Annotated in this window: 9 protein-coding genes and 1 pseudogene; 2 read left to right on the top strand and 8 right to left on the bottom strand. The window is 71.0% G+C overall.

Annotation, left to right across the window (positions count from 1 at the left end; genetic code table 11):
* The 5 genes from fmt to QK444_RS27175 all read right to left on the bottom strand — a co-directional run.
* Positions 1–868 (bottom strand): methionyl-tRNA formyltransferase (gene fmt, locus QK444_RS27195; protein WP_282785003.1); only part of this gene is annotated, 868 nt, incomplete at its 3' end.
* On the bottom strand, positions 868–1,434 hold the full coding sequence (gene def / locus QK444_RS27190) for a peptide deformylase (protein ID WP_282785002.1): 567 nt from the start codon (positions 1,432–1,434) through the stop codon (positions 868–870). The genes def and fmt, both read right to left, overlap by 1 nt.
* 64 nt (positions 1,435–1,498) lie before the next feature.
* Positions 1,499–2,428: an alpha/beta fold hydrolase gene (locus tag QK444_RS27185; protein WP_244962093.1), complete on the bottom strand. Its 930-nt coding sequence runs from the start codon at positions 2,426–2,428 to the stop codon at positions 1,499–1,501.
* Between the two features lie 165 nt (positions 2,429–2,593).
* On the bottom strand, positions 2,594–3,205 hold the full coding sequence (locus tag QK444_RS27180; protein ID WP_282785004.1) for a PadR family transcriptional regulator: 612 nt from the start codon (positions 3,203–3,205) through the stop codon (positions 2,594–2,596).
* A 194-nt stretch (positions 3,206–3,399) separates the two neighbouring features.
* Entirely contained in the window at positions 3,400–3,984 is a 585-nt protein-coding gene (locus QK444_RS27175) for a TetR/AcrR family transcriptional regulator (protein WP_282785001.1), read from the bottom strand.
* A gap of 76 nt (positions 3,985–4,060) precedes the next feature.
* On the opposite strand from QK444_RS27175, the gene QK444_RS27170 reads away from it, so the two are divergent.
* The gene (locus QK444_RS27170) at positions 4,061–4,900 is read left to right on the top strand and encodes an NAD(P)H-binding protein (protein ID WP_282785000.1); all 840 of its coding nucleotides are present in this window, start codon (positions 4,061–4,063) and stop codon (positions 4,898–4,900) included.
* Here the strand turns inward: QK444_RS27170 and QK444_RS27165 are convergent.
* Positions 4,873–5,985 (bottom strand): LysR family transcriptional regulator, encoded by a 1,113-nt coding sequence (locus tag QK444_RS27165; RefSeq protein WP_282784999.1) that lies wholly within the window; start codon positions 5,983–5,985, stop codon positions 4,873–4,875. The genes QK444_RS27170 and QK444_RS27165 overlap by 28 nt on opposite strands.
* Positions 5,986–6,056: 71 nt before the next feature.
* Here QK444_RS27165 and QK444_RS27160 point away from each other — a divergent pair, with 71 nt between their 5' ends.
* Positions 6,057–6,461, top strand: coding sequence for a nuclear transport factor 2 family protein (locus QK444_RS27160; RefSeq protein WP_282784998.1), 405 nt, complete (start codon positions 6,057–6,059; stop codon positions 6,459–6,461).
* Between the two features lie 6 nt (positions 6,462–6,467).
* On the opposite strand, the gene QK444_RS27155 is transcribed toward QK444_RS27160, so the two are convergent.
* Positions 6,468–6,959, bottom strand: coding sequence for a pyridoxamine 5'-phosphate oxidase family protein (locus QK444_RS27155; RefSeq protein ID WP_282784997.1), 492 nt, complete (start codon positions 6,957–6,959; stop codon positions 6,468–6,470).
* Between the two features lie 79 nt (positions 6,960–7,038).
* Positions 7,039–8,401: pseudogene (locus QK444_RS27150) on the bottom strand (primosomal protein N'); the annotation flags it as partial.

Here is an 8,401-nt window from a genome sequence, read left to right as displayed (position 1 = left end):
CCATCATCTTCTTGCCCTGAGGCTGCACCTGGTCGAGGCGGATCGCGGTGGTGGCGGTGCCGATGTAGACACCGGATTTGCGGACCTCGATGGCGCGCTCGGGCAGGGCCTCCTCCACCATGTCGACGGGGCCGAGTTTGAGGCGTTTGCCGTCGACCACGGTCCACGCGCCGGGGGCCGGGGTGACCGCGCGAATGCGGCGGGAGATGGCGAGAGCCGGTTGGTCCCAACGGATGTGCCCGGCCTCGGCTTCCACCTTGGGGGCGTAGGAGATGCCGTCGGTGGATTGCGGGACCGCGTGCACGGTGCCGTCCTCCACGCCGTCGAGGGTGGTTTCGAGCAAGTGCGCACCGCTGTCGGCGAGCCGCTCCAACAGCACGCCCGCGGTATCGGTGACCCGGATCTTCTCGGTCACCATGCCGAAGACGGGGCCGGTGTCCAGGCCCGCCTCGATCTGGAAGGTGGAGGCGCCGGTGATCTCGTCCCCGGCCAGAATGGCCGCCTGCACCGGAGCCGCGCCGCGCCAGGCGGGCAGCAGCGAGAAGTGCAGATTGATCCAGCCGTGGCGCGGAATGTCGAGCACCCGCTGCGGCAGCAGCGCCCCGTAGGCCACCACCGGACAGCAGTCGGGCGCCAATTCCCGCAATCGCTCGATGAATTCGGGTTCGGACGGCTTGCGCGGCGTGAGCACCGGAATGCCGTGCTCGTCGGCCAGCCGCCCGATGGGTGAGCGGGTGACCTTGCGCCCGCGCCCGGCAACGGCGTCGGGGCGGGTCACCACCGCGACCACCTCGTGACGCGACGATGCGATGAGCCGCCGCAGTGACGGCACCGCCGGTTCCGGCGTTCCCGCGAAGACCACGCGCATCAGCGACCCCGTCCCGACGCGTCGGCGCGCTTGCGGCCACCGATCTCGGCGGCGGGCACCACCGTGATGCCCGCTGTGAACCAGGAGGATTCGCGGATGGTCCGCATCGCCTCCTTGCGCGGGGCGGGTTCCAGGCGTTGCAGGAACAGCACGCCGTCCAGATGGTCGGTCTCGTGCTGGACGCAGCGGGCCAGCAGACCCTCGGCCCGGAATTCCACCGGCGCGCCGGTCATGTCGGCCCCGCGGGCGCGCACCGCCATCGCCCGGGTGACGTCCTCGCGCACCCCCGGAATGGACAGGCAGCCCTCCGGCCCGGTCTGGGTCTCGTCGCCGTCGACCTCGAACTCCGGATTGATCAGATGCCCGCGGGCGTCCCCGGTGTCGTAGACGAAGACGCGCAGCCCGACCCCGATCTGCGGGGCCGCCATGCCGACACCGCCACTTTCGTACATGGTGTCGGTGAGGTCGGTGACCAGCTGGCGCACCTGCTGGTCGAACGTCTCCACCTCCGCCGCGCGAGCGCGCAGAATCGGATCGCCGAACAGGCGGACGGGCTGGATGGTCACGGGCGGCTCCCGGTAGCGAATGAATACGGTCGTCTCATTTTACGGATACCGGGAGCCAGCCTGATCAGGAATGCGCCGCCAGGACTACTTCGGCGATTCCGGTGCCCATGGCGACCGGTTCGCAGACCGGTGTCCGCGCGGTGGCCGGATCGAGCGCGTTCAACAGCAGCCGATGCACGTACGGCTCGTACACCGTGTGGAAATGGCCGGTCAGATTGTCCGCGCAGAGGTCCTGGACGACCAGGTTCGTCGCTCCCGGACCGCGCAGCGCGATGTTCTCGAAGGGCTGGATCATCTCATCCACCCGGCTGCCGATGGTGGTGTAACGCACACCGGGCACGGTGTCCCCGCCCGCGTTGAGCGCCACGATGAACTCCGACCCGGCGGCCTGCTGCACGGCGGCCTTGGAGCTGGCCAGTTCGAAGACCGGGAACAGCACCGGCATGTACTTCGCCACCGGCACGATGCCGTACATGACACCGCCGTAGCTGGGTGAGGCCAGGCCGATCCAGTGCCCGACCTTCGGCGCTCCCCCGAGCTGATTGACCCAGTAGCGGGTCACGTTGGCGCCCTGGGAGAATCCCACCAGATCCACCTGTTGCGCACCGGTCGCGGCCAGCACCCGGTCGACGAAGACGCCGATCTGCGCGGAGCTCACCCAGATGTCCTCGGTGCCGTAGGTCTCCGCGTCGGGCGCGCCGCCGTAGTTCAGCGCGAACACGCAGTAGCCCGCCGCGGCCAGCAGCGGCGCGATGGCCGCCCAGTCGGAGTACGCCGACGAGTCGGTGCCGTGCGCGAGGATCACCGGGCGTGGGTGCGCGGCGCCGGGTTCACAGTCGAAATCGTTGGCGCCCTGCGGCGCGGCGTTCGGATGGTCCTTCAGATAGCGGGCCGCGCCGAGATGGTCGGTCTGCGGCGGTCCCGCCTGGACGGGGACCACGATGCCGTCCCCCACCGGTTGTGCGGTGGCGGTCGCCGCGCCGATCGGCGTCATGCCCGCGGCGACCGCCCACATCATTACCCCCGCCGCGGCGATCCAGCGCCAGCGGCTCCTCTTTTGTCCCATGTCCCAATGCAACACGGGGCCCATGTGTGCCATGCCATGATTTTCCCCGGCGGACGGCCGAAATGCGCATCGGGCAAGGGCGTTTCGCTGCCATTACTTTTCGGGTGTGTCGTCCTCGGCGAGGATGCGGTAGAGGGATTTGCGCGCCTCGGTGAGCACCTCGGCCGCCGTGGCTGCCTGCGCCGGGGTGCCGACGGCGGCCACCTGGGCGACCGCGCCCATGAGCTGGCCGACCAGCCCGCGCAGATCCAGGGTCTGATCGCCGACGCCGTCCTTGACCTCCTGCCAGGGGTCGCCGAGGTCGGAGCGGTGCTCCGCCACGTAGGCGGTACCGGCTTCGGTCAGTTTGGCGGTCTTGCGACCCGACACCTTCTCGATGATCACCAGACCCTCGTCCTCGAGCTGCGCGAGCGCGGGGTAGATGGATCCGGGGCTGGGCCGCCAGACGTCCTCGCTGCGTTCGCGAATCTGCTGGATCAGCTCGTAGCCGTGCATGGGCCGCTCCTGCAGCAGCAGGAGGATGGCCGCGCGCACATCACCGCGCCGACCGCGGCCACCGCGGCCGCGACCGCGACCGAAGTGCGGACCGGGCCCGAAACCGGGGCCGAAACCACCCGGGCCGAAGCCGGGACCGAAGTCGCCGAAGCCGCGGCCGTGACCGTGGCGGTGCGGACCGCCGGGGCCACCGTGCGGACCGCGCCCCATCCGGGGATGGTCGGGACCGCGCTGCTGGTCGCGTCGCATGCGACGCCAGGGCCCGCGGGCCCCGTGTGTGTTGTCCATGTGTTCCATGGCGCTGCCTCCTTCAAGGCTTGTCGTTACTCTTTCCGATATCGACGATATATCGGCAATCTATCCACGGCAAGAGTGAAAGACGACACAAACCGCCCGGTCGCGACCTAGTGCGCGAGGGAGTCGATCCACGCCGCCAGGCGACGCCCCTCGGTCACCATGAGCTCGGGATCACGAAACGTGTTGGTGAGCAACGAGATTCCCTGATAGGCGGCCAGCAGTGCCACGGCCAGTTCGCGCGCCTCGGCGCGCCCCATGGTGGCGAACTGCGTTTCGGCCCAGTCGATGAGCAGTCCCATGACGGCGGCCAGCTCGCGGTCGAGGCCGTCGGCGCGCTTGTCGAGTTCGGTGGCGAGCGTGCCGGTCGGGCAGCCGTACCGGGCGGCGGCATCGCGCTGTTCGACCCAGCCGTGCACCAGGGCTTTCAACCGCTCGGCCGGGGTGTCGAGGGCGTTCAGGTCGGCGATCAGGGCGTCGAGCACGCGCGCGTGCGAGCCGATCGCCGCCTGCACGAGTTGATCCTTGGTCTTGAAGTAGTAGTAGACATTGCCCACGGGAACGTCGGCCGCCTGCGCGATATGGGCGATGGTCGTCTTCTCCACGCCCTGCCGATAGAACACGTCGGCGGCGGCCGCGGCCAACCGCTCGCGTTTACCCTGCGCCATCCGCCGCCTCCCGACTGAGTTAGTCATGCAACTAACTATAGACACGACCGCCCCTCACCGGCTACGGTTCGTTCTTAGTCAGTCAACTTACTTAGGAGTTTCGATGATCGTGGTGACCGGTGCGACCGGAAATGTCGGACGCCCACTGGTCCGCATGCTCGCGGCGGCGGGAGCGGAGGTGACGGCGGTGTCCCGCACGGCGGCCGGGGAGCTGCCCGCGGGTGTGCGCCACGTGGCCGCGGACCTCACCGATACCGACAGCCTGGCCCCCGCCTTCGCGGGCGCCGACGCGCTCTACCTGCTCTTCGCACCGGGCTCGTTCCACGCGGATGTGCGGGGTCTGCTCGCGGCCGCCGCCGCGGCGGGCGTGCGGCGCGTGGTGCTCCAGTCCTCGCAAGGGGTGGCCACCCGGCCGGAGTCCCCCTCGCACGGACAGCTGGGCAAGGCGATCGAGGACGCGGTGCGGGCCTCGGGGCTGTCCTGGACCATCCTGCGTCCCGGCGGGTTCCAGTCCAACGCCCTGGCCTGGGCCGCGCGGGTGCGGGCCGAACGCGAGGTCAGCGCACCGTTCGGCGAGGTGGCCATCCCGTTCGTCGATCCGGAGGACATCGCCGCGGTCGCGGCGGCCGCCCTGCGCGAGGACGGGCACGACGGGCAGATCTACGTGCTCACCGGCCCGGTCGCGGAGTCACCGCGCGAACGGGTCCGAGCCTTGAGCGAGGCACTCGGGGAGCCGGTGCGCTTCCTGGACCAGTCCCCCGCGCAGGCGCGGACCGAGTTGCTCGCGATCATGCCGCCGGATGTGGCCGATACGACCCTCGCCATCCTGGGTGCGCCCACCGACGCGGAACAGCGCATCAGCCCCGATATCGAACGCGTGCTCGGGCGTGCGCCCCGGCGGTTCGCCGCCTGGGCTCAGCGCACGGTCGCGGCCTTCCGCTGAACGTCCGCGATGGCCGCGCGCAGCGCGTCGAGGAATTCCGCTGTGCCCGAAGTTGACTTGGCGTTGCTCGAAACCGATCTCACGGTGCCGGATGCCGGTTCCGCGGTGCCCGACGACGGCGTCTTCTCTGTGCCCAACGCCAACTCCACTGCGCCCGAGTGCGGTTCCGCTGCGCTCGAGGCCGACTCCGCGGCGCTCGAGGCCGCGGTGCCCGGAGGCGCCTGCGCTGTACCGGAAGCCAGCTCCGTCGTGCCCACAGTCGATTCCCGCCGGAGCACGGCCACCGTGGGCCGTACGGCCTCCTCGTGATCGATGCGCAGGGCCGTCACCGCCGCCGGGAGGGCGGTGACGGCCAGGCCGGGAACGACCGTGACACCGAGCCCGGCGGCGACCAGGCCCAGCTTGGCCGACCAGTCCTTGACCACGTACCGGTGCGCGGGCGCGGTCCCCTCCAGCCACGCGCCCAGCAGCGGAGTTCCGGGTTCGAGGCTGCCCACGATCCACCGCTCGTCGCGCAGCATCGCGGCCGATACCGTGGTGCGCCCCGCGAGCCGGTGCGCCGTGGGAACGGCGACGAACAGCGGGTCGTCCAGCAGCGGCACCATCCGCAGCTCCGCGGGAACGGTGGCCGGTGCGGCGACGACCGCCACATCCGTACGACGGCGCGCGACGGAGTTGAGCAGCGCGGGACTGGTCCCCTCGCGCGGCACCAGGGTGATGTGCGGATGCCGCCGGGCGAATTCGGCCATGGCCCGCGGCACCACCGCGGCCATGGCGCTGGCGAAGCCGCCGACGCGCAGCCGACCGCGCGGCCGGGCCTCGAGTTCGAGCAGTTCCTGCCGGGCGGTGTCCAGATCGCCGAGCACGATCTCGGCATGCCGGGCGACGAGGCGGCCCGCCTCGGTGGGACGCACCCCGCGCGCCCGCCGCTCGAACAGCGCCTGCCCCGCCGCGCGCTCCATCAGCTGGATCTGGCGCGACACCGCGGACTGGGTGTAGCCCAGGCGATCCGCCGCGGCCGAGAACGAACCGCCGCGCGCCACCTCCCGCAGCACGCGCAGACCGACGACGGTGAACTCACCCATGCGGAAAGGTGATACCAGATATGCGAAAGCCCCGCTGGTCGCATGGCCGGGTCCGACCTAGCGTGGCCGGTATGACAGCGCAGCAGCAGACCAACCGCGAACTCGTGCAACGCGTCTTCGCACGCATGGCGGCGGGCGACACCCGGGCGTTGACCGAGGCCATGGCCGAGGACGTCGCCTGGACCTTCCCGGGCGGCTGGTCGTGGTCGGGTACCTGGTCACCGAAGACCGTGGTGCTGCGAGAGCTGTTGCGGCCGTTGCTGGCTCAGTTCACCGACTATCGGATGACGGCCGATCTCGTACTCGCCGACGGCGATCGCGTGGTGGTGCAGGCGCGCGGGCACGGCACCACCGTGCGCGGCGACGCCTACGAGCAGACGTACTGCCTCATCCTGCGCCTGTCCGACGGGCTGATCACCGAGATCGTGGAGCACTGCGACACCGCGCTGGTGGAGCGGACCCTGGTGCGGCCCTGAGCCCGCTCACTCCTTGCGGACCGCGTACTCCTGCCCACCCGGCTTCCACACCACGATCTCCAGCTGTCCGTCGATCAGTTCGACCGCGGACGCGCCGGTGATCTCGGCTCCGAAGAACGGATCGAACTTCTCGCCGCGCAGATCCATACCGCTGTCCTGGAACAGGTGCTCGGCGAAGCGTGCGTGCAGGGCCTCGTCCCGGATGTTCTCCACCGTCCCCCAGAGCTTCGCGTCCCCGTCGCCGACCATGGTGTCGACCGTGGCGGTGTGCAGGCTGAAGCGCGGATCGCGTTGCAGGTCACGGAATTTGGTGGTGTTCGGCATGCCGATCAACCAGAGCCGGTCCTCGAAGAACAGTGGTTCCATCGGACTGATGCGGGGGAAGCCGTCCGAACGCAGGGTCGCGAGCATGCAGAGATTGCCGGTCGCGGAGTGACGCCGCCGGAAGATGGTCGCAATGCGGGGCGCGGCGGCGGCGAATTCGGTCCAGGGTGTCATGGATCAACCGTAAATCCGCAGCTACGGCCCACGCTTGACCGTTCTTGCCCGATGCGCGGGCGGCACGCTCGAGCGATGCTCAGCCGATGTCGACGGGGTCGATCTGCACACGCAGCGGTCCGTCCGAGCGGTGGCTGCTGCGCACCGCCTGGGCGGCGAGCAGCGCCCGCGACAGCGCCGCGCCCTGCGACCGGTCGACCCGCAGGATCATCCGCTCCACCTCGGCGGGAGTGTCCCCGCTGAACGGTTTGCGGGCACCGAAGGGCAGCGGCACCGGCCCCAGCACCTCCACCTCGGCGGGCAGCCGCGCATCGCCCAGCAGTTCGGCGATGGTGTCGGTGGTGCCGTCGACGGCGACGAAGCGCACCGCGGGCGGGAACCGCACCTCGGTGCGCCCGGAGAGCTCGACCTGCGCGTGCCCCACCGGGTCCCAGCGCACCAGCGCCTGCACGGTGGGAATGGACGGTTCGGCCATGACCAGCACCTGACCGTCCGGCCGCACCAGTGCGGCGGCGGACATCCAGCGGCGCAACGCGTCCTCGGCGGCCCGCAGATCCGCGCGGCCCAGCAGCGCCCAGCCGTCGAGCAGCAGCGCCACCCCGTAGCCGCCGGGCACGGTCGGCTCGGCCCCGATGGTCGAGACCACCACCTGCGGCCCCTCCGGCACGGTGGTCAGCACCGATGTCCCGCCCGATCCCCGGATCGACACGCCGGGAAAGGCACGGCCCAGTTCCTCGGCGGTGCGCATCGCCCCGATCACCACCGCGCGCAGTGCCCGGGAACCGCAGGAGCCGCACCGGAACGCCGCCTCGGTGATACCGCACCATCGGCAGCTCGGACTGTGCGCGGTCTCACCGGAGGCGGTGCGCACCGCCGCGACACCGAGTTCCCGCGAACCGGTGCGCGGTCCGCGACCACCGGATGCGCTGTCGGGCAGGGCGAGTGGGCCGTTGCAGTGCCGACAGCGCGCGGGCGTTCGGCATTTCGCACAGGCCAGCGCCGGAATGTAGCCCCGGCGCGGCACCTGGACCAGTACCGGATCGCCCGCGGCCAGCGCGCGCCGGGCGGCGGCGAAGGCGGTCGCGGGAATACGGACGGCGCGGGCGATGGGATCGCGTTCCATGGCCGCGTCGGTGTCGCCGGGCGCGCTGATGCGCGGCATGGCCTGGCGCACCGTCGACCGCTCCGCCAGCAGGTCGTGCGCCCACCCGGATTCGACCACGGCCTGGATCTCGGCGGTGCGGGCGAAGCCACCGGCCAGGAAGGCCGCGCCGGTCTCGTGCGCACGCAGCATGGCCACCTCGCGGGCATGTGGATACGGCGCGCGCGGTTCGGCGTAGGTGTCGTCGCCGTCGTCCCAGATGGCGATGAGCCCCAGCTCCCGGGCCGGGGCGAAAACGGTGCTGCGGGTGCCGACCACCACCCGCGCGCTGCCGCGCAGC

This window comes from Nocardia sp. CC201C, assembly GCF_030010695.1.
GTDB lineage: Bacteria > Actinomycetota > Actinomycetes > Mycobacteriales > Mycobacteriaceae > Nocardia > Nocardia otitidiscaviarum.
The sequence above is the reverse complement of the archived record's forward strand: the minus strand, read 5'-3'. Positions and strand labels throughout refer to the sequence as shown.